We start from the raw sequence: 16387 nt of genomic DNA on the forward strand, positions 1-16387 counted from the left end.
TTTCGTTGTCAGCCGGACAAGTGAGCCAGGACCCCGGTCAGCTCGAGCACGTCACGGACCACCCCGGCCGGGTTGGCGACCCGGAAGCGCTGCCCCCGGTCGTCGGCCAGGCGCCGCCCCTTGAGCAGGGCGTTGATGCCGGCGGAGTCGATGAACGTCACACCGGCGAGGTCGACGACCACGCTTCCCGTGGCGCCGACGACCGCGGCGGCCACCGCACCGTCCAGCTCGGCGGCGGTCGACAGGTCAACGTCACCGGCAACGCTGACGACGACCGTGTCATCGTCGCGGGTGGTGGACAGCGACAGTGCCATGGTCCCTCCCTTGCGCAAAACGACAAGCGCCAGCCGACCCTATATGGTGACTCGACGAGGACGCAGTGGCGGCGTCGGCGCAATATGGACGCTTGCGACGCCGCCGCAGGCCATGCGCGACGTTGTGGATGTGACATGCGGGATGACTCTGACACGGCACCGGTGCTGGTGGCGCTGCCTCCGGTGACCGTGGCCGGCGTCGCCGAGGTCCGGCGCCGGGTGAGCGAGGCGGCCCGCAAGGTCGGCCTGTCGCCCGAACGGGTGGCGTCGTTCACCGTCGCCGTGAACGAGATCGTCATCAACGCCGTCGAGCACGGCGGCGGCACGGCCGTGGTGACGCTCATGATGTGGGCCCGCCGGCTCGTCGTCGAGGTCGTCGACCACGGCACCGCACCGTGGCAGTTCACCGTGCCGGCCGCGCCTCCCCCACCGGACCAGGTCCACGGGCGCGGCCTGTGGCTGGCCAAGCAGCTGTCCGACGAGCTCACCGTCGACGCCCGCGACGGCGACCGCCTGGTCCGCCTCACCGCGAAGGCCGCCTGACCGGCGCAGACCAGTCGGCGGGCGCTCAGACGGCGGCCTTGCGGTCCTGTTTGACGCGGTACATCGCGGCGTCGGCGTCACGCAGCAGCCGGTCGGGATCGCCGGCCGGGCCGGTGGCGACGCCCACGCTGCCGCCGATGCGCAGCTCCCGGCCGTCCAGGTCGACCGGGGCCGACAGGGCGGCCATGATCTGGCCGGAGAGGGCGGCGACCCTGGCGACGTCCAGACCGGTCTGGATCAGCCAGGAGGACCGGGTGCCGCCGGGCCCGAGCAGGAACCACAGCACCGCTGCGACGGTCAGCCCGACGAGGCCGAGCAGCACCGGGTCGCGCAGCAGCGCACGGTCCCGCATGTGCCGCTCCCCTCACGCCACCACCGGCTGTGCGCCGGCGTGCTCCGATGTGGCCCAGGCGGAGCCACGACGGACCATCGGCCGCGGCCGGGAGGGCATGAGCGGTCAGGACACGGAGCACCCTGGTGGCACCCAGACGAGACGCGCCGGATACAGCGTCTCGGCGGTCTCCAGTGCCGCCTCGGCGGAGCCGAACACGGCGACCTCGAGGCTGCCGTCGGCGAGGAACCAGCTGGTCACGGCCTGGTCGGCGAGCTGGTGGCCCCACGCGACGACGCACGGGTGGCCGTCGTCCTCGGGGTCGGCGACGATGCCGAACAGCGCTGGCGCACCTGCCAGCAGCAACTGGTCGATATCGGTCACGAGAACACCTCCCTGCATCCGGATGCACGTGCATCTGCATGCTATGACGCCGGATCTCTGCTCAGCGCCGCGAAGAGTCAAGGTCTACTGCAGGTGAAGTAGCGGACAGGGTGACAAACCCGCGGTGTCGACCGCCACATTGAGTAACCGCGGCCGGACGCACCCGCAGCCGCGGCAGGAGCGCCGTCCGCGGGCGCGCGAGAGGGCCGGTCGGTGGGGGACAGCGCGGTCCGGGGGTGCGCAGTACGATCTTGTCGCGTGACAAGTTTTCCGTACCGGCCCGGAAGTCCGGAGGCCCTCGCCGCCCGATGGGTGCAGTGGGTCGCCGCGACCGGGCCGCTGCGCAACCCGGTCTCCGACGACACCGGCGCGCACGCGCACCGCCGGCAGCCCGCCGACGTGTGGTTCCTCGCCGGCTGTTTCGGCGGGGCGGTCGAGCAACACTGCACCGTCCCGGCTGGCCGCCCGCTGTTCTTCCCCGCGTTCAACATCTGGGGCCCCGACGCCGGGCCGATCCCGGAGACGACCGGTGACGCGTACGTCGACGACGTCCGGCACCCCGTCGAGCCGGTCGACGCGTCGGAGCCGTTCGAGGTGCGCGGCGCCCTGCTGAACCCCGTCACCCGCAGCCGGGGCCCGGTCCCCGTGCGCGTCTGGGGCCTGTGGGCGAGCGTGGACCCGCTGCCCCCGGGAGCGCACCGGGTGCGGTTCACCGGCACCGACGGGCACGGGTTCCGCGTCGCGGCCATGTACGAGCTGACGGTCGCCTGATGCCGCACCGTCACGCGAACTACGCCGCGCCGATGCGGGTGCAGCTCGAGGCGTTCATCGATGAGCACCGCGCCGCGCTGGCGGCGTCCCTCGACGGGCTCACTGAGGAGCAGGCCCGCCGCTCGCTCGTGCCGTCCCGCACCACGCTGCTCGGCTTGGTGAAGCACGCGACGTTCGTGGAGCAAGTCTGGTTCGACGAGGCCGTCACCGGCCGCTCACGCGCGCACATCGGCATCCCGGCGACGCCCGACGAGTCGTTCGTGCTGACCGCCGAGGACACGATCGCGTCGGTACGGCGTGCGTACCGGGACGCCTGCGACGCCTCCCGCCGGGCGACGGCTCCGCTCGGCCTGGACGACCTGTTGCCGGGCAACCGCCGCGGGGCGCTGCCGCTGCGCTGGGTCTACCTGCACGTGCTGCGCGAGCTCGCCCAGCACTGCGGCCACGCAGACATCCTGCGCGAGCAGGTGCTCAGCGGTTAGCGGCCCGCTTGCTGTTGGGCTGGGCCTTCTTGCGCTGCGCCGGCTGGGCCTTCTTGCGCTGGCCGGCGGCTGGCTGGGCCTTCTTGCGCTGGCCGGCGGCTGGCTGCGCCTTCGCGGCGCGCTTCGCGGGCGCGGGTGCGGCGGCGGCCGCCGCGGCCTCCTCGCGCTGCGCCTGCAGCCGGCGCTCCTCGCGCTTGTTCTCCGCGTGCGTCTCGCGCTCCCGCACCAGCCACTGCGGCGGGTCTGCGGCCAGCTCGGCGATCTGCGCGGTCGTGAGCGGCTCGGTGATCCCGCCGCGCGCCAGCCCGCTGTTGGACACCCGCAGCCGGGCGGCGACGACGTTGCGCGGGTGCGGCCCGTCGCGGCGCAGGTCCGCCAGCCACTGCGGGGGGTTGCGCTGCATCTCGTCGAGCTCCTCGCGGGACACCATCCCGTCCTGGAACTCCTGTGGTGTCGCGGGCAGATACACGTCAAGCTTCAGCGCCGCCGTGGAGGGCTTCATCACCTGGGACTTCTTCGGCTTGCTCACCGGGTCAGGGTAGCGACCCGGTGAGCGGGCAGGCACATCGCCGTGCCGCGGTGCCGCCGTCACAGTGCCCGCACCCCCGCGGCGGGTACCCTGACCAGGTCCGGCCCCGATCCGGTCAGCCCGCTGCTTCGGAGGTGCCGTGCCCGAGGACCGCCGTCCCGAGACGTTCCGTCTGCTCGTCGTCCCCGGCGTCACCCCCGACAAGTGGACCCGGGTCTGGTCGGAGCGGCTGCCGGACGTCGAGCTGCGGCTGGAGCCGGCGGAGGCCGCCGCCGCGCCGGCGCTGCTGTCCGCGGGCGCCGACGCCGGGCTGATTCGGCTGCCGGTCGACACCACCGAGTTCCACGCGATTCCCCTGTACACCGAGGCCACCGTCGCGATCGTGCCCAAGGAGCACCTGCTGGCGGCCGCCGACGAGCTCACGGTCGCCGACCTGGCCGACGAGACCCTGCTCAGCCCGCTCGACGACGTGCTGGCCTGGCCCGCCGCCCCGGCCGCGGTGCTGGCGGAGCGCCCCGCGACCACGGCCGCGGCGGTCGAGTGGGTCGCGGCCGAGGTCGGCGTGCTGGTCGTGCCGCAGTCGCTGGCCCGGGCGCACCACCGCAAGGACCTGACGTACCGGGTCGTCACCGACGCGCCCCAGTCCTCGGTGGCGCTGGTCTGGGTCCGCGACCGGCACACCGACCTGGTCGAGGAGATGATCGGCATCGTGCGCGGCCGGACCGCCAACAGCACCCGGGGCCGCGCCCAGGACGCGCCGCCGTCCGCGGCCGGCGGTGCTCAGCCGGGCCAGCGCCCCGCCCGGCAGCAGCCGGGGAGGCCGGCCGCCGGTCAGCAGGGCAGGCAGCCAGGCCGCCCCGGCGCCGCCGGCACGGGCCGGGGCGCCTCGACCCGCGGCGGCCCGGCCAAGCGTCGCGGCCGCTGACCGGACCCACCACCAGGCCCGGCCCGGCTCACGGCGCTGACTGGCGACGTGGACGCACGCGCTGGCAAACCGGCAACGGCCGACCGGCGCGGCCTCACGGCGACGGCTCGCGGCGCGGCCACGGCGACGGCCGACCGGCGCAGGCCCACTGGCAACGGCTCACCGGCAACGGCCGACCGGCGTGGCCGACCGGCGCGGCCTCACAGCGACGGCCCGCCGACGCGGCCCGGGCTCACCGGCAACTGCTGGTCGGCGCAGGCGCGGGCTCACCGGCGACGGCCCGCCGACGCAGGCCCGGGCTCACGGCGGCGGCTGGCCGGCACGGGCCGGGCGGCGGCCCAGGAACGCGGCCAGCGCCAGCGCGGCCAGCACCGTGCCCAGCGCGGTCGGCTCGGCGCTGTGCAGGCCCAGGTCCGGTTGCAGGACGGTGTCGGCGTACCGGAACAGCGCGTCGAGCAGGAGCGTCGCCCCGAGCAGGGGCATGGCGACGACGGCCGCCGTCCACAGCAGCGTCCGGCGGACCCGGCCGGGCCGGCGGCCCAGCACGACCCGGCGGACCGTGAGCAGCAGCGGGATGGTGAGCAGGACCCCGGCGATGTTGGCGATGATCACGAGCGGGTCGTCGTCGCCGTCCCCGGCGCTCAACGAGGCCGCCGCCGCGACGGGCAGCGCGAACCCGGCCACGAGCGCCACGGCGGCGCCGGTGTGCAGCGGGGCCCGGCGAGCGCCGACCGCGCCGGCCAGGCACAGCGCCGCGAGCCCTCCGGACAGCACCGCGGTCGCCGGGGCGAACGCGGCCGGCGCCTCCTCGACGACGATCCACATCCAGCGCGCGTGCAGCAGCAGGCTCGGCACGCAGCAGGCGGCGACCACCGCCACGGCCAGGCTGACGCGCCGCCGCCGGTCCTCCGCCAGCCGGGTCCGCGGGTGCGCCGCCACGACCTGCGCCAGCCCGGCGACGATCAGCACGGTGGCGGCCTGCCGGATCGCGGTGAGCCAGCCGGTCCACAGTCCGGTGTCCCGGCCTCCGACGGGCAGGGCGCCGGCCTCGGCCATGGCCAGGACAGCCACGCCTGCCACGGTGGCGACGAGCGCCGTCACCAGCGTCACCGCGCGCGCCGCCGGCGCTGCCACCGGGCTCCCCGCCGACCCATCAACCGCCGGCGCGGGCGCCGTGCGGACCGCGGACCCGGCGGCCGGGCCAGCCGCGGACCAGGCGGGGGCGCGACGGGTGGTGTCGGCGGCGCACCGTACCGCGAACACGGCCACCGCAAGGGTGACGGCCGGTATGCCGACGCCGCCGCGGGCCATCGTCGCGGGCCCGTGTCCCGCCACGAACAGCACCGTCGCGGCGGCGGCACCCGCGGGGACGAGCACCAGCCAACGCCGGGCGCCGCCGACCCGGCCGGCCCACAGTCCCGCGCCGGCGAGCACGACCGCAGCTGCGGCCAGTGCGGCGGCGGACACCCGCGGCTGCGGGGTCAGCAGCGCGCCGGCGGCCAGCAGCACAGGCACGGCGGTGAGCCGGACCAGCCGACGGTGCGCGGGGTCCGACGCGGACCAGGACCGGCCGAAGACCTGTGCCGCGGCCAGCAGACACCCGGTGAGCAGCACCAGCCCGATCCAGAACGCGACGGTGGCGCCCGGGAAGCCGCCCGCCGTGCCGATGGCCCGGTCCGGCACCAGCAGCAGCGTGAACACGGAATCGCGGACCGCGTCGGCGTAGCCCTGCATGAGCGCGGTCGCGATGCCCGGCACGGCCAGCAGCACGAGCACCGGCCGCAGCAGGCCGACCAGGCCCCAGGTCGCGTCGAGCGCCATTGCGGCGGCCCCCTGCGGGTGCGCCGGCCGGGATGCCGCCAGACTCAGTGCGAACGCGATCTGCCGGCCCGCCCGCACCGGCGGTGGCACGCCCGGCTCGTGCCGCAGGGCATACAGCTCGCCGTGCCACTCCCGGACCCGGTCGTCGCCGGCGGGCACGCCCCAGCGGCGTGCGGCGACCGCGACGAGCCCGTCGACGACCGCCGCGACGACCCCCCGCACCGGCGTCATGCCGTCGCCCCCCGAGGCTTCGTGACGGTGCTGGCGCCGGGGTCGAGCTGGAGCCGCAGCTCCGCGAGGGCCTGCCGGGCGGCGACCACACCCTCGGCGGTCAGCCGGTAGTACCGCCGGGGCGGCCGGCCCGCCTCGGCGGCGTCGATCTCCTCCCAGCGGGTGCTGACCCAGCCGGCGGCCTCCAGTCGGACGAGGATCGGGTAGAGCGTGCCGCTCGGGTGGCCGGTCGCCCGCATCAGCTCCAGCCCGTAGTGCTCCGCGGCCGGGTCGTGCAGCAGCGCCGCGACGACCCTCGCCAGCGCCGTCGTCATCCTGATCGGTGGCATGCCGGAAGTCTACATAGGTGCATGCAGTTTCGCTACATAGGGTCGGCCGCCCCGTCATTGGCCCAGCGCCCGCCGACGCGGGTAGCGTGCCGGTGTGCAGCTTCATGTCGGGTGTGCCATGTGGACACACAAGGCGTGGCGGTTCGCGCCGCAGCCGGTGCCTGCGCACGAGCGGTTGCGGGCGTACGCGGGCTGGTGCAACGCCGTGGAGGGCAACACCACGTTTTACGCCACACCGACCAGGGACACCGTGGCGTCGTGGGCGCAGCAGACCGATCCGGGGTTCCGGTTCGTGGTGAAGCTGCCGAAGCGGGTCACCCACGAGCGGCGCCTGATTGACGCCGGCGGCGACGTGCGCGCGTTCCTCGACGCGATCGAGCCGCTGGGGCCGCGCACCCACGCGCTGTGGATCCAGCTGCCGGGATCGTTCGGCCCCGGCGACGTCGACGTGCTCGCCAGGTTCCTGCGCCGCATGCCGCCGTCGCACCGGTACGCCGTCGAGGTCCGCCACCCGGAGTTCTTCACCGACCCGGGTGCGGCGCGGCAGCTGGAGGCGGCGCTCGGCGGCGCCGAGTGGGTGCCGTTCGACACGACCGCGTTCTTCGCCTCCCCGCCGGCCAGCGACGCCGAGCGCGACGCGTGGACCAAGAAGCCGCGCATGCCGATGCGCACCGTGGCGCTGACCGACCGGCCGATCGTGCGGTACCTCGGCCGCGACGACCCCGACCGCACCGTCGAGGGCTGGCAGCGCTGGCTCGACGTCGTCACCGGCTGGCTGCGCGAGGGCCGATCCCCGACAGTGTTCGTGCACACCCCGGACAACGCCGACGCGCCCGCGCTCGCCCGCCGGTTCCACGACGACGTCCGGGCCCGCCTGCCGCAACTGGCGCCGCTGCCCGAGCCCGAGCCGGCCGAGGCGCTCACGCTGTTCTGACCGGGATGTGGCCCGCGCCTCGCCGGTACGCAGGAAGCGCAGTGGCGGCGCCGGCGTTGTCCTCTGCTGTGACACTGACGCTCGCCGTGCTCGGCGACTCCATCGCGCACGGGCAGGGCGCCTCCAGCCCCGCCGACACCGTCGGCGCCCGGCTGGCGGCGTCGCTGACCACGGCCGGCACGCCGGCGCAGGCGCGGGTGTTCGCGGTGCCGGGGGCCGACAGCCTGGGCCTGGCGGAGCAGGTGCGCCGGGCGGTCGCGGCGGCGCCCGGCGTGGCGCTCATCATCGTCGGCGCGAACGACCTGACCCACTTCGTCCCGGCGCACCGGGCCGCGGCCCTGCTCGGCGACGCCGTCCGTGCGCTGCGCGCCGCCGGGGCGGAGGTGGTGGTCGCGCCGGCGCCGGACCTGAGCGTGGTGCCGTGGGTGCCGCCGCAGCTGCGCCTCGCGGTGCGGGCCGGTAGCCAGGCGCTGCAGCAGGCGCAGACCCGGGCGGCGCTGGCCGCCGGTGCCCGGGTCGCCGACATCGGCCGCAGCGCGGCGGCGTTCGCGGCGGAGCCGGCGCTGTTCAGCCCCGACCGGTTCCACCCCTCCAGCGCCGGGTACGCGGTGATCGCGACCGCCCTGTCCCCCGCCGTCCACGCGGCCGCCGCGGCGGCCCTCCCCCGCCCGGCCCGGTAGCGCGGCACCGGCGCGGCGCAAGGGCCGGATGGATGAACCGCCACGGGCCGGTGGTGTCATACGGTGACCGGACCAGCTCAGGAGGTCACCATATGGAGATCGAGGGATCGGTCGCGCTGGTCACCGGGGCCAGCCGGGGGCTCGGCCGGCACATCGCGCGTGAGCTGCTCGCCCGCGGGGCGAAGGTGTACGCCACCGCCCGTGACCCGCGGTCCGTGGACCTGCCCGGCGCGGTGGTGCTGCGGCTCGACGTCACCGACCAGGCGTGCGTGGACGCCGCGGCCGAGCAGGCCGGTGACGTCACGCTGCTGGTGAACAACGCGGGCCTCGCCACGTTCTCCAACCTCGTCGACGGCGACCTCGACGCCATCCGCCTCGAGATGGACACCCACTTCTTCGGCACGCTGCGGGTGACCCGCGCGTTCGCCCCGGTCCTCGCCGGCAACGGCGGCGGCGCCATCGCCAACCTGCTGTCGGTGCTGTCATGGATCACGTTTCTCAACGCGACGTCGTACAGCGCGGCGAAGGCGGCGCAGTGGAGCCTCACCAACGGCGTCCGGCTCGAACTCGCCGGGCAGGGCACCGTGGTCAGCGGCGTGCACCTGGGCGCCGCCGACACCGACATGATGACCCGGTGGGACGTGCCGAAGCTGGACCCAGCGTTCGTGGCCACCGCCGTGGTCGACGGCATCGCCCGCGGCGACCTGGAGATCCTCGTCGACGAGGCCGCCAAGGGCGCCAAGGCCGCCCTCTCCGCCGACGTCCGGGTGGTGTACCCGCAACTGCCGTGACGGGCACCGGAATTGCTCGCCGCCCGGTGGACGGTCACCGTTGCGGTGATCAAGTCGGTGGTGTGCCGCGGCCGGTGTGGTCGTGATCGGCGTAGAGGCCCGGCGGGTGTGGCGTGGCTGCCGGGACCGTCTGGAACATGCGGTACATGAGGATCAGCGCCGGGATGAGCAGGATCGATCCGACCGCGACGGCGACCAGCACCGCGGTGAGGGTGCCCCGGCCGGCCGCGGCGTCGTCGATGGTGAGGTGCGCCGGCAGCACGTACGGGTACTGCCCGGCGGCCCAGCCGCAGAGCACGGCCGTGACGGCGGCACCGGCGGCGACGCGCGCCCAGATGTACCGGCGGCCGAGCAGGAGCCCGATGGAGACGGCGCCGGCGGCTGCGGACAGCACGATCGGCGCCAGGCCGCGGCCGAGCAGCTGGTCGAACAGGACGGGTGCGTCACCGCGCAGCACGAAGATGCCGGCGATGGCCACCGCGCCCGTGACGAACGCTGTGATCAGCGCTCGGCGCCGGAACACCTCGGCCAGGTCCGGCGCCTCGCGGCGGGCGTCGCCGCACAGGAAGGCGGCGGCGAGGTAGGCGCAGGACAGGACGGCCAGCACTCCGCCGAGGACCGATGTGGGGTTGATCCAGCTTGTCAGCACGCTGCCGGCGGCGACGCCCGGTGGCACGCGTCCGGAGGCGATGCCGCCGACCATCGCCCCGAGGAAGAACGGTGTGACGACCGACGACAGCGCGAATGAGCCGCCGAGGAAGCGCTGCATTCCCGGGGTCGAAGCGGTCTTGCGAAATGCGAACGCCCCGCCGCGCACGATCATCCCGAACCCGGCGAGGGTGAGCGGGATGTACAGGGTCGAGGCGATCGCGGCGAAGGCAGGTGGGAATCCGGTCCACAGCACCACCAGCACAAAGATCAACCAGACGTGGTTCGCCTCCCACACCGGTCCGATGGAGTGCTCGATCAAGGTGCGCTGAGGGCGGCCCTTGGCCGTGCCGCCGGCGAGGAGGTCCCAGATCCCGGCGCCGAAGTCGGCGCCGCCGAACAGGGCGTAGGCGATCAGCGCCAGGAACATGACGGTGAGCACGGCGTCGGGCAGGTTCATCCAGCCGGCCTTTCGCCGGTGCTGTCCAGCGGCTCGGCGGCGACCTCCTGCGGTGCCACGGCGTCGTCGTGGTGGTGGGCGAGCCGCCGCAGCGTGTAGACGGTCAGGAACGTCAGCACGGCATATACGGCCAGGACCGCCCACAGACCCAGGTAGAGCCCGGGCGCCGAGCTCACCGCGTCGGCGGTCTTGAGTTTCTCGTAGACGACCCACGGCTGGCGGCCGACCTCGGTGGTGACCCAGCCGGCCTCCATCGCCACGATCGACGCCACTCCCGACAGCGCGACGCCGCGCAGGAACCAGCGGGACCCGGGCAGCCGGCGGTGCCGGAACCACGTCCAGGCCATCGCCAGCGTGATGAGCATCAGGGCGAACCCGATGCCGACCATGACGTTGTAGGACAGGTGCACGACGTTGACCGGTGGTCGCAGCTGCGGGCCGACCGTTTCCAGGCCGACCACCTGGCCGTCCGGGTCATGGGTCACCAGCAGCGACAGTCCCCACGGGATCCGCAGCGCGTACCGCAGCTCGTCGTCGGTGTAGATGCCGCCCAACGACAGCGGCACGCCGGTGCCGGTGCGGTACAGGCCCTCCATCGCGGCGAGCTTGACCGGCTGGGTTTCGGCGACCACGTTGGCGATGTAATCGCCCACCCCGATCTGCACGGGTGTGGCGATCGCCGCGAGGGTCAGCGGGATCACCAGGCCCAGCCGGTGATAGCGGGTACGCCGGCCGCGCAGCATCCCCACCGCGTAGATGGACGCGACGGTGAAACCGACCACCATGAACGCCGCGATGATCATGTGCAGCCATTGCGCGGCCGTGGACGGGTTGAACATCGCGTCGATCACGTCGACGTCGACCACGCGGCCGCCGGCATCGATCTCGAACCCCTCGGGGGTGTTCATCCAGGCGTTCGCGGAGATCACGAAGAGCGCCCCGGCGATGCCGGCAGGGATGATCGGCAGGCCGGTGAGCAGGTGCGCCCGCGGCGACAGCCGACCCCAGCTGAACAGGTAGATGCCGAGAAAGATCGCCTCGATGAAGAACGTGAAGCCTTCAAGGATGAACGGGAAGCCGAACACCTCGCCGAACCGCTCCATCAGCCCCGGCCACAGGATGCCCATCTCGAACGACAGGATCGTGCCCGACACCGCGCCGGCGGCGAACATCACTCCCATGGCCTTGGCCCAGGTGTGGGCCAGCCTCTCCAGATCGGCGTCGGCGCGCCGGTACGCCCGCCACTCGGCGAACAGCACCAGCGCCGGGAACGTGATCCCGAAACAGGAGAAGATGATGTGCCAGCCCAGCGAGAACGCCATCTGCATCCGGGCCGGGTACAGGTTGTCCACCGCATCGGCCAGCAGCTGTTGATCCACATGTCCTCCCGGCGGGCCCGGCTGCAGTGCCGTCCGACCTCGTCCGCGACCACGGCCGTGCGCCCGGAACTGGTCCCGCGGGTACGAATCTGGCCGGTTTCCGGCGGCGTAAACCTGCTCGGCGCGCTCACCCGTGCACCGGTCCCGAAGTGGTCATCTCCGCCAGGGGAGACGGATTCGCTCGCCCCGGCACCATCATTCGGGCTGGTCGTCGAAATGATCGAGCCGGGGATGTGCCGGCTTGCAGAAGGGAACCGATCCGCCATGACACTCGCACCGTTCTCCTCCCGGCAGCGCTATGCCGGTGGGCGGCTGGCGCCGCTGCACCGCTGGGACCCACGCCGGGAGATCGATGACATCTCGACCCGGTTCAACCAGCTGATGAACACCTTCATGGGCGATCCGGCCACCGCGCCCGGCGTGGGACTGTGGTCGACGCTGGCGCCGATCGACATCGAGGAGACCGACGATGCCTACATCGTCGACATCGACCTGCCGAACGTGAACCCGCAAGACGTCGACATCCAGATGCGCGGCGAGGAACTGCGCATCAGCGGGGCGTTCCAGCAGCGTTCGCGCAGCGGCGTCATGCGTCGCCAGCTCCGCGAGGCAGGCGAGTTCGAGTACCAGGTGGAACTGCCCGGCAACGTCGACGCCGACCAGGTCGACGCCACCTACGTCAACGGAGTGCTGACGATCACCCTGGGCAAGATCGAGGAGTCCGAGGTACGCAAGATCGAGGTGCACACTGCCGAAGAGCGCCCACGGCAGGCCGGCACGAAGGCGACGAAGGGCAACGAACAGCACGCCCGCCGCAAGGACTGACCACCTCCTGACGCAGGCGCACACCACAGCGCGTCTCCGGCCGCGACGGGCCGGAGACGCGTGACCCACGCGTGGGGTTCAGATCCGGCAGTCGCCGGTGGCGCAGGCGGCATGGGCCTGTCGCCGCCACGATCGCCGGCCCTGCTGCGCTCATCCGTCCCGGGTGGTTCAGCGCGACGCCGGATGGTGGCGCCCGGGTCGCGTGAGCTAATTGTCGCGTGACAGTAGTGCTGGTGGTCATCGGCGGTGGGATCGGTGCCCTGCTGCGCTACCTGCTCGGGCTCTACCTGGCGCCGCCGACACCACCGGACTTTCCGTGGGTCACTTTCATGATCAACATGGTCGGCGCCTTCGGTCTGGGCGCGGTCATGACGCTGCTCGCAGCCAGACGGTTGAACGCCGGCTGGGCGAAGCCCTTGCTCTCCACCGGCGTCCTGGGCGGTTTCACGACCTGGTCCCACTTCATCGTCGAGAGCGACCAGTTGATCGGGGCCCGACGCAGCGGCCTCGCCATCATCTACCTGGTGGTGAGCATCGTGACCGGGGTGCTCGCGGCGGCCCTCGGCGCACGTCTCGTGGAGTTGCGCACGGGCCGCCCGGCGGAGAGCCCCGTCTGATGTGGGTAGGGATCGGGGTCTTCCTGGCCGGCGGACTCGGCGCGTTGAGCAGGGCCGGCGTCGACGCGGTCGTCATGCCGTGGTGGAAGGCGCGGGTGTCGGAGCCGAGCAAGGCCTTTCCCGCGAGCACCTTCCTGATCAACGTCTCCGGTGCGTTCGTGCTGGGCATCGTCACGGGATTCGCGACCGCGGACACGTCCGCCGCCGTCCAGAACTTCGCCACGATCGCGGGCGTTGGCTTTCTCGGCGCGTACACGACGTTCTCGACCGAGGAGTGGCACACGCTGGGCCTGCTGCGGAAGAACGCCGGAGTTGAGGCCTTCAACGTGCTGGGCAGCCTGGGCGCGAGCCTCGTGCTGGCGGCGTTCGGCCTGTGGCTGGGTGCGCTGCTCTGACGGACCGGCGGCCTGCAGAGTCCGGGCAAGGATTTCGGCCGCCGGCGCGGGCCCGTCCACGCATTCGATGTGAGGTCCCCCACCGGTCCAGGTTGCAACCAGCCTGCCGGGGGAACTTCGCGGGTGTCCAGCCGTGGCGCCGGTCCCGTGCGACCCCGAGGCGCCGGTCCACCGACCCGATCCCGCTGTCTCGGAAGGAAGTGTTCCATGCCCACATCACCTGTCGTGAGCGGCGCAGACACCGCCTGGGTGCTCGTCTGCGCGGCGCTGGTGTTGTTCATGGTCCCCGGCCTGGCATTCTTCTACGCCGGCCAGGTGTCCAGCCGCAACACCCTGGCCATGCTGCAACAGAACTTCATCCCGCTCGGCATCGTCAGCATCACCTGGATCCTGCTCGGCTACACCATCGCGTTCGGCGACGACGCCGGCACCGGCCTCGTCGGCAACCTCAAGCTGTTCGCGCTGATGCATTCCGGCACGACGCCCGCGCCCGCGCCCGCGTTCCACGTCGTCGCGCCGGGGGTCGCCATCCCGACGCTGGCGTTCGTGGCGTTCCAGATGATGTTCGCCGTCATCACGCCGGCGCTCATCACCGGAGCGACCGCGGGACGGCTGAAACTCATCGGCTGGGCGGTCTTCATCGCGGTCTGGTCGGTGATCGTCTACGCGCCGATCGCGCACTGGCTCTGGCACCCCGGCGGCTGGCTGGCCAGGCTGGGCGCGCAGGACTGGGCCGGCGGCATGGTCGTGCACACTTCCGCCGGCGCCGCGGTGCTGGCGATCCTCCTGGTGGTCGGCCGCCGCAGGAACTGGCCGAGGACGGGCACCCTGCCCAACTCACTGCCCCTGACGATCGTCGGCGCGGGTGTGCTGTGGTTCGGCTGGTTCGGCTTCAACGCCGGCGACGGACTCCGCGCGGACGCGATCGCGGCCCAGGCACTGCTCAACACCCACATCGCCGCCGCGGCCGGCCTGGTGGCCTGGCTGCTGCTGGAGCGGTTCACCAGCGGGCACGCGACCGTGCTGGGCGCCGTCTCGGGCGCCGTCGCCGGGCTCGCGACGATCACCCCGTGCGCGGGATACGTCAGCACGCTGTCGGCGCTCGTCATCGGCGTCGTCGCCGGCCTCGTCTGCCAGCTGGCGATGCGGATGAAGTTCCATCTGCGCTTCGACGACGCGCTCGACGTCGTCGCCGTGCACTTCATCGGAGGCGTGCTCGGTTCGCTGCTGCTGGGCTTCTTCGCCGACCGGGCCGCCAACCCCCTCAGCGCCAACGGCCTGTTCTTCGGTGGCGGCGTCGGCCTGCTCTGGCGGCAGGCCGTCGCGGTCGTCGCGGTGGCGGCGTTCTCGTTCGTCCTGACCTGGATCATCGCCATCGCGATCCAGAAGAGCATCGGCCTTCGCGTCCCGCCGGCCGACGAGGACCGGCTCGACCGGGTGCAGCAGGCCGTCGAGGCATACCACCTCGACGCGGTCTCGGGCCTGCCCGGCTCGGCGGGCGGCCCCGGGACAGCGCCCGAACGGGTGGCGCCGGTCAGGGCGGCCGCCGGTGGTCCGGGCTCCACCGTCAGCCTCGTCACCGGCCTGCTCGACCCCGAACGCGTGCACACCGACGAGCTCGAGGAGGCGCTGTCGCGAGCCGGCGCCTCGTCGGTCGTCGTCACCGAGGCCCACGCGGCCGTGGAGGAGCCGCAGGCGCAGACCGTTCGCGGGTACCGGCGCAATCTCGAGCTCGTCAGCCGGCTCCGCATCGAAGTCCTCGTCCCGGACCGGAGCGTCGCCACGGTGCTGGACGTCTTCGACCGGTTCTCCGCCGAGCACCCGGAGGGATTCGTCCAGGTCGTCAAGCCCAGCACCAGCATCCAGCGCGAACCTGGCGCATCGGCCTGAACCCACCCCTGTGGCTTGCCCGTCGCTGGTGGACGGGCAAGCCACTCGCCAGTTCTCACGAACCGTGCGGCGGCGCGGCAGCGGTGGTGGTGAGCATCGTGCCGTCGCCGTGCCGCTTGTGGTGCGGGATCGGGGCGAAGTGCCGCTTCGGCAGGAGGAACAGCCAGGTGGCGACCACGAACGGGCCGGTCAGCGTGGGGATGCCGTACGGCGCCAGCACAGTGGTCAGGGCGGCCTGCACCCAGACCGCGGTGATCGTCCCCAGCAGCGTGTAGACGGCCACCGCCGGCATGGGGCGGTAGAACACTGCACCCAGGGCGATCGCGGTGAGCACCGCGTTGAAGCCCCAGATCCCCTTGCCGATCGCCGTGGCCTCCGCGCCCAGCCCGATCGCGAGCGCGGTGCCGACCGCCGAGCCGAGGATCGCGGCGAGCGCGACCGCGCGGGAGTTGACCGCCAGCGCCACGAGGATGACGGCGCCACTGATCCAGTCGTCGAGCAGGAAGACCTGAGCGATCCCTTTCAGCGTGCCCGTGGCCAGGAAGTCGAAGGTCAGCGACACGTGGGCCGACTCCGGTGAGGTGGTGGCCGGCAGTGCCGGCCGGCTCAGCGCGCCGGCCCCGATCCGCATGAACTGGTAGGCGCCCATCAGCAGGAACCAGGACGTCAGGACGAACGGGAAGGTCAGCGCGGGCACCGCCCAGCTGTTCAGCACGTTGCTCAACGCGAGGGTGACCACGGTGGTGACGGCCGCGCCCAGCACCACGTACGCCCACAGCAGCGGCTTGGCGGCGAGGAACGTGGGCAGCGCCGCGCCGGTCAGCAGCGGGCTGAACCCGAAGAGGCCCTGCCGCCACGATGCCAGGTCGACCCGCAGCAGCAGGGCGGTGCCCGTGCCGGCGAGCAGCCCCACCAGGGCGCCGACGGCGACCTCCGCGGTGCCGGTGCGGATCGCGCCCCAGGCGATGGCGGCCAGGATGAGCAGGCCCGTGACCGGGTTGTTCTGCAGCATCACCTGGCCGGCGCCGCGCAGGCACGCGTCGGCGAACCGCACGGGAGCATGACCGTCGGCCGCGGTGGCCCAGGTCTGGCTGATTCTGTCCATGCT

The 16387-nt window shown here is 73.2% G+C and carries 20 protein-coding genes; 11 read left to right on the forward strand and 9 right to left on the reverse strand.

The window, feature by feature from the left end; translation table 11 throughout:
- Positions 1-8: 8 nt before the first annotated feature.
- Positions 9-314: an STAS domain-containing protein gene (locus AB0H83_RS18140; protein WP_360094593.1), complete on the reverse strand. Its 306-nt coding sequence runs from the start codon at positions 312-314 to the stop codon at positions 9-11.
- Between the two features lie 135 nt (positions 315-449).
- Here AB0H83_RS18140 and AB0H83_RS18145 point away from each other — a divergent pair, with 135 nt between their 5' ends.
- Positions 450-857: an ATP-binding protein gene (locus AB0H83_RS18145; protein ID WP_360094596.1), complete on the forward strand. Its 408-nt coding sequence runs from the start codon at positions 450-452 to the stop codon at positions 855-857.
- Between the two features lie 25 nt (positions 858-882).
- On the opposite strand, the gene AB0H83_RS18150 is transcribed toward AB0H83_RS18145, so the two are convergent.
- Complete coding sequence (locus AB0H83_RS18150; protein ID WP_360094599.1) at positions 883-1209, reverse strand: diguanylate cyclase; 327 nt, start codon at positions 1207-1209, stop codon at positions 883-885.
- A 105-nt stretch (positions 1210-1314) separates the two neighbouring features.
- A complete protein-coding gene (locus AB0H83_RS18155) occupies positions 1315-1572 on the reverse strand; it encodes a hypothetical protein (RefSeq protein ID WP_360094602.1) in 258 nt (85 codons plus the stop codon).
- Between the two features lie 258 nt (positions 1573-1830).
- Here AB0H83_RS18155 and AB0H83_RS18160 point away from each other — a divergent pair, with 258 nt between their 5' ends.
- Both AB0H83_RS18160 and AB0H83_RS18165 read left to right on the forward strand, forming a co-directional pair.
- Positions 1831-2343 carry a hypothetical protein gene (locus tag AB0H83_RS18160; RefSeq protein WP_360094605.1) on the forward strand — a complete coding sequence of 171 codons (513 nt, stop codon included), beginning with the start codon at positions 1831-1833 and terminating at the stop codon, positions 2341-2343.
- Entirely contained in the window at positions 2343-2825 is a 483-nt protein-coding gene (locus AB0H83_RS18165) for a DinB family protein (protein ID WP_360094608.1), read from the forward strand. The genes AB0H83_RS18160 and AB0H83_RS18165 overlap by 1 nt, the downstream gene beginning before the upstream one ends.
- Here AB0H83_RS18165 and AB0H83_RS18170 read toward each other — a convergent pair.
- Entirely contained in the window at positions 2815-3354 is a 540-nt protein-coding gene (locus AB0H83_RS18170; protein ID WP_360094611.1) for a DUF5997 family protein, read from the reverse strand. The genes AB0H83_RS18165 and AB0H83_RS18170 overlap by 11 nt on opposite strands.
- Positions 3355-3493: 139 nt before the next feature.
- Here AB0H83_RS18170 and AB0H83_RS18175 point away from each other — a divergent pair, with 139 nt between their 5' ends.
- A complete protein-coding gene (locus tag AB0H83_RS18175) occupies positions 3494-4279 on the forward strand; it encodes a LysR substrate-binding domain-containing protein (protein WP_360094614.1) in 786 nt (261 codons plus the stop codon).
- 300 nt (positions 4280-4579) lie between these two features.
- Here AB0H83_RS18175 and AB0H83_RS18180 read toward each other — a convergent pair whose 3' ends face one another.
- Both AB0H83_RS18180 and AB0H83_RS18185 read right to left on the reverse strand, forming a co-directional pair.
- On the reverse strand, positions 4580-6331 hold the full coding sequence (locus AB0H83_RS18180) for a hypothetical protein (protein ID WP_360094617.1): 1752 nt from the start codon (positions 6329-6331) through the stop codon (positions 4580-4582).
- Positions 6328-6660 (reverse strand): PadR family transcriptional regulator, encoded by a 333-nt coding sequence (locus tag AB0H83_RS18185; RefSeq protein WP_360094620.1) that lies wholly within the window; start codon positions 6658-6660, stop codon positions 6328-6330. The genes AB0H83_RS18180 and AB0H83_RS18185 overlap by 4 nt, the downstream gene beginning before the upstream one ends.
- Positions 6661-6778: 118 nt before the next feature.
- Between AB0H83_RS18185 and AB0H83_RS18190 the strand changes: the two genes are divergently transcribed.
- The 3 genes from AB0H83_RS18190 to AB0H83_RS18200 all read left to right on the forward strand — a co-directional run bounded on the left by AB0H83_RS18190 (position 6779) and on the right by AB0H83_RS18200 (position 9065).
- A complete protein-coding gene (locus AB0H83_RS18190) occupies positions 6779-7594 on the forward strand; it encodes a DUF72 domain-containing protein (protein ID WP_360094623.1) in 816 nt (271 codons plus the stop codon).
- Between the two features lie 68 nt (positions 7595-7662).
- Positions 7663-8274 (forward strand): GDSL-type esterase/lipase family protein, encoded by a 612-nt coding sequence (locus AB0H83_RS18195; protein WP_360094626.1) that lies wholly within the window; start codon positions 7663-7665, stop codon positions 8272-8274.
- Between the two features lie 92 nt (positions 8275-8366).
- Entirely contained in the window at positions 8367-9065 is a 699-nt protein-coding gene (locus tag AB0H83_RS18200; RefSeq protein ID WP_360094629.1) for an SDR family oxidoreductase, read from the forward strand.
- A gap of 49 nt (positions 9066-9114) precedes the next feature.
- On the opposite strand, the gene AB0H83_RS18205 is transcribed toward AB0H83_RS18200, so the two are convergent.
- Entirely contained in the window at positions 9115-10173 is a 1059-nt protein-coding gene (locus AB0H83_RS18205) for a cytochrome d ubiquinol oxidase subunit II (RefSeq protein ID WP_360094632.1), read from the reverse strand.
- Positions 10170-11552: a cytochrome ubiquinol oxidase subunit I gene (locus tag AB0H83_RS18210; protein ID WP_360094635.1), complete on the reverse strand. Its 1383-nt coding sequence runs from the start codon at positions 11550-11552 to the stop codon at positions 10170-10172. Before AB0H83_RS18210 ends, AB0H83_RS18205 begins: the two co-directional genes overlap by 4 nt.
- On the opposite strand from AB0H83_RS18210, the gene AB0H83_RS18215 reads away from it, so the two are divergent.
- From AB0H83_RS18215 to AB0H83_RS18230, 4 genes are all read left to right on the forward strand, one after another.
- A complete protein-coding gene (locus AB0H83_RS18215) occupies positions 11553-12377 on the forward strand; it encodes an Hsp20/alpha crystallin family protein (RefSeq protein ID WP_360094638.1) in 825 nt (274 codons plus the stop codon).
- 227 nt (positions 12378-12604) lie between these two features.
- On the forward strand, positions 12605-12994 hold the full coding sequence (gene crcB, locus AB0H83_RS18220; RefSeq protein WP_360094641.1) for a fluoride efflux transporter CrcB: 390 nt from the start codon (positions 12605-12607) through the stop codon (positions 12992-12994).
- Entirely contained in the window at positions 12994-13389 is a 396-nt protein-coding gene (locus tag AB0H83_RS18225; protein ID WP_360094644.1) for a CrcB family protein, read from the forward strand. The genes crcB and AB0H83_RS18225 overlap by 1 nt, the downstream gene beginning before the upstream one ends.
- Before the next feature lie 225 nt (positions 13390-13614).
- Positions 13615-15279 carry an ammonium transporter gene (locus tag AB0H83_RS18230; RefSeq protein WP_360094647.1) on the forward strand — a complete coding sequence of 555 codons (1665 nt, stop codon included), beginning with the start codon at positions 13615-13617 and terminating at the stop codon, positions 15277-15279.
- A 55-nt stretch (positions 15280-15334) separates the two neighbouring features.
- On the opposite strand, the gene yut is transcribed toward AB0H83_RS18230, so the two are convergent.
- Positions 15335-16384 carry an urea transporter gene (gene yut, locus AB0H83_RS18235; RefSeq protein WP_360094650.1) on the reverse strand — a complete coding sequence of 350 codons (1050 nt, stop codon included), beginning with the start codon at positions 16382-16384 and terminating at the stop codon, positions 15335-15337.
- Between the last annotated feature and the right edge of the window lie 3 nt (positions 16385-16387).

Origin of the sequence: Dactylosporangium sp. NPDC050688 (assembly GCF_040654515.1) — a bacterium.
Taxonomy (GTDB): Bacteria; Actinomycetota; Actinomycetes; order Mycobacteriales; family Micromonosporaceae; genus Dactylosporangium.

What these genes read in the sequence shown, in the direction of transcription:
- AB0H83_RS18140 (WP_360094593.1), bottom strand. Translation starts at nt 314, where the DNA reads ATGGCACTGTCGCTGTCCACCACCCGCGACGATGACACGGTCGTCGTC.
- AB0H83_RS18145 (WP_360094596.1), top strand. Translation starts at nt 450, where the DNA reads ATGCGGGATGACTCTGACACGGCACCGGTGCTGGTGGCGCTGCCTCCG.
- AB0H83_RS18150 (WP_360094599.1), bottom strand. Translation starts at nt 1,209, where the DNA reads ATGCGGGACCGTGCGCTGCTGCGCGACCCGGTGCTGCTCGGCCTCGTC.
- AB0H83_RS18165 (WP_360094608.1), top strand. Translation starts at nt 2,343, where the DNA reads ATGCCGCACCGTCACGCGAACTACGCCGCGCCGATGCGGGTGCAGCTC.
- AB0H83_RS18180 (WP_360094617.1), bottom strand. Translation starts at nt 6,331, where the DNA reads ATGACGCCGGTGCGGGGGGTCGTCGCGGCGGTCGTCGACGGGCTCGTC.
- AB0H83_RS18185 (WP_360094620.1), bottom strand. Translation starts at nt 6,660, where the DNA reads ATGCCACCGATCAGGATGACGACGGCGCTGGCGAGGGTCGTCGCGGCG.
- AB0H83_RS18190 (WP_360094623.1), top strand. Translation starts at nt 6,779, where the DNA reads ATGTGGACACACAAGGCGTGGCGGTTCGCGCCGCAGCCGGTGCCTGCG.
- AB0H83_RS18200 (WP_360094629.1), top strand. Translation starts at nt 8,367, where the DNA reads ATGGAGATCGAGGGATCGGTCGCGCTGGTCACCGGGGCCAGCCGGGGG.
- AB0H83_RS18205 (WP_360094632.1), bottom strand. Translation starts at nt 10,173, where the DNA reads ATGAACCTGCCCGACGCCGTGCTCACCGTCATGTTCCTGGCGCTGATC.
- AB0H83_RS18215 (WP_360094638.1), top strand. Translation starts at nt 11,553, where the DNA reads ATGTCCTCCCGGCGGGCCCGGCTGCAGTGCCGTCCGACCTCGTCCGCG.
- AB0H83_RS18225 (WP_360094644.1), top strand. Translation starts at nt 12,994, where the DNA reads ATGTGGGTAGGGATCGGGGTCTTCCTGGCCGGCGGACTCGGCGCGTTG.
- yut (WP_360094650.1), bottom strand. Translation starts at nt 16,384, where the DNA reads ATGGACAGAATCAGCCAGACCTGGGCCACCGCGGCCGACGGTCATGCT.